Genomic DNA, 3,196 nt, shown 5'->3' with positions numbered 1-3,196 from the left:
TGTTCTTTAAAAAATTGGAAACAAGCTGAAAACAAGAGATTTTCGAGAGAAAGTCTGAGTAGGCAAGGCAGGAAAGTGAACGAGGGAACTGAGAAGGAAACTCTGAAAGCAAACCTGTTTTGCATAAAATCTTGATTGAACAAAAGCAATCAAGTGTTTAGTTGAATGAACATACGCATCAAATTGACCGCACTTTGAAGTGAAAACGTAAAGTGATTGAAAACATTTGAGGTTGTATAGTTAAGTGACTAAGCGTACAAGGTGGATGCCTTGGCAATCAGAGGCGAAGAAGGACGTGCTAATCTGCGAAAAGCTTGGATGAGTCGATAAGAGGCGTTTAATCCAAGATATCCGAATGGGGAAACCCAGTAGATGAAGAATCTACTATCACTTACTGAATCCATAGGTAAGTGAGGCAAACCGGGAGAACTGAAACATCTAAGTACCCCGAGGAAAAGAAATCAACCGAGATTTCGTCAGTAGCGGCGAGCGAAAGCGAAAGAGCCTGTTAATGATAGCAGCAGAGATAGAGGAATAAGCTGGGAAGCTTAGCGACACAGGGTGATAGCCCCGTACTCGACATCCAGGCTGTGGTACTAAGTTAACGAGAAGTAGGGCGGGACACGTGATATCCTGTTTGAAGATGGGGGGACCATCCTCCAAGGCTAAATACTCCTGATTGACCGATAGTGAACCAGTACTGTGAAGGAAAGGCGAAAAGAACCCCGGTGAGGGGAGTGAAATAGAACCTGAAACCTTGTACGTACAAGCAGTGGGAGCCCGAAAGGGTGACTGCGTACCTTTTGTATAATGGGTCAGCGACTTATATTTTGTAGCGAGGTTAACCGAATAGGGGAGCCGAAGGGAAACCGAGTCTTAACTGGGCGTCTAGTTGCAAGGTATAGACCCGAAACCCGGTGATCTAGCCATGGGCAGGTTGAAGGTTGGGTAACACTAACTGGAGGACCGAACCGACTAATGTTGAAAAATTAGCGGATGACTTGTGGCTGGGGGTGAAAGGCCAATCAAACCGGGAGATAGCTGGTTCTCCCCGAAATCTATTTAGGTAGAGCCTTGAGCGGACACCTTTGGGGGTAGAGCACTGTTTCGGCTAGGGGTCCATCCCGGATTACCAACCCGATGCAAACTACGAATACCAAAGAGTGATACTCAGGAGACACACGGCGGGTGCTAACGTCCGTCGTGGAGAGGGAAACAACCCAGACCGCCAGCTAAGGTCCCAAAGTCTATATTAAGTGGGAAACGAAGTGGGAAGGCTTAGACAGCTAGGATGTTGGCTTAGAAGCAGCCATCATTTAAAGAAAGCGTAATAGCTCACTAGTCGAGTCGGCCTGCGCGGAAGATGTAACGGGGCTGAAATATAGCACCGAAGCTGCGGCATCAGGCGTATCACTAATACGCCTTACGATTAACAATATGGAATGACGCGAAGCGACATGAAATGTTGTTCAAGCAACCCGAACGTTGAGTCGGGCATCTTTGAGTGAGGATTATTAGTGATACGTCTGTTGGGTAGGGGAGCGTTGTGTAAGCGGAAGAAGGTGGCTCGAGAGGGTTGCTGGACGTATCACAAGTGCGAATGCTGACATAAGTAACGATAAAACGGGTGAAAAACCCGTTCGCCGGAAGACCAAGGGTTCCTGTCCAACGTTAATCGGGGCAGGGTGAGTCGGCCCCTAAGGCGAGGCTGAAGAGCGTAGTCGATGGGAAACAGGTTAATATTCCTGTACTTGGTAAAGCTGCGATGTGGGGACGGAGTAGGTTAGGTTATCGCACTGTTGGATATGTGCGTTTAAGTTGGTAGGTGGGAAGTTTAGGCAAATCCGGACTTCCTTAACACTGAGAGATGATGACGAGGCTCTACGGAGCTGAAGTAACTGATACCACACTTCCAGGAAAAGCCACTAAGCGAAAGGCTTTACTAAACCGTACTGAAAACCGACACAGGTGGTCAGGTAGAGAATACTCAGGCGCTTGAGAGAACTCGGGTGAAGGAACTAGGCAAAATAGCACCGTAACTTCGGGAGAAGGTGCGCCGGCGTAGATTGTAAGGGCTAGCCCCTGAAGGTTGAACCGGTCGAAGATACCAGCTGGCTGCAACTGTTTATTAAAAACACAGCACTCTGCAAACACGAAAGTGGACGTATAGGGTGTGATGCCTGCCCGGTGCTGGAAGGTTAATTGATGGTGTAATCGAAAGAGAAGCTCCTGATCGAAGCCCCAGTAAACGGCGGCCGTAACTATAACGGTCCTAAGGTAGCGAAATTCCTTGTCGGGTAAGTTCCGACCTGCACGAATGGCATAATGATGGCCAGGCTGTCTCCACCCGAGACTCAGTGAAATTGAAATCGCCGTGAAGATGCGGTGTACCCGCGGCTAGACGGAAAGACCCCGTGAACCTTTACTATAGCTTGACACTGAACATTGAATTTTGATGTGTAGGATAGGTGGGAGACTTAGAAGTAGTCACGCCAGTGATTATGGAGTCGTCCTTGAAATACCACCCTTTAACGTTTGATGTTCTAACGAAGATTACGAAACGTGGTCTCGGACAGTGTCTGGTGGGTAGTTTGACTGGGGCGGTCTCCTCCCAAAGAGTAACGGAGGAGCACGAAGGTTTGCTAATCACGGTCGGACATCGTGAGGTTAGTGCAATGGTATAAGCAAGCTTAACTGCGAGACAGACAAGTCGAGCAGGTACGAAAGTAGGTCATAGTGATCCGGTGGTTCTGAATGGAAGGGCCATCGCTCAACGGATAAAAGGTACTCCGGGGATAACAGGCTGATACCGCCCAAGAGTTCATATCGACGGCGGTGTTTGGCACCTCGATGTCGGCTCATCACATCCTGGGGCTGAAGTAGGTCCCAAGGGTATGGCTGTTCGCCATTTAAAGTGGTACGCGAGCTGGGTTTAGAACGTCGTGAGACAGTTCGGTCCCTATCTGCCGTGGGCGTTGGAGAATTGGTTGGGGCTGCTCCTAGTACGAGAGGACCGGAGTGGACGCACCACTGGTGTTCCGGTTGTGTCGCCAGACGCATTGCCGGGTAGCTAAGTGCGGAAGAGATAAGTGCTGAAAGCATCTAAGCACGAAACTTGCCAAGAGATGAGTTCTCCCAATCTTATAGATTGTAAGGGTTGTTTAAGACTAAGACGTAGATAGGCAGGGTGTGTAAG

At 48.9% G+C, this 3,196-nt stretch carries 1 rRNA gene; it reads left to right on the top strand.

Annotated features, from left to right (window positions below):
• Nucleotides 1–238: 238 nt before the first annotated feature.
• A 23S ribosomal RNA gene (locus DV415_RS10000) occupies nt 239–3,196 on the top strand; the annotation flags it as partial.

Source organism: Haemophilus haemolyticus (genome assembly GCF_003490595.1).
GTDB classification, from domain to species: domain Bacteria; phylum Pseudomonadota; class Gammaproteobacteria; order Enterobacterales; family Pasteurellaceae; genus Haemophilus; species Haemophilus haemolyticus_L.
The sequence above is the reverse complement of the archived record's forward strand: the minus strand, read 5'-3'. Positions and strand labels throughout refer to the sequence as shown.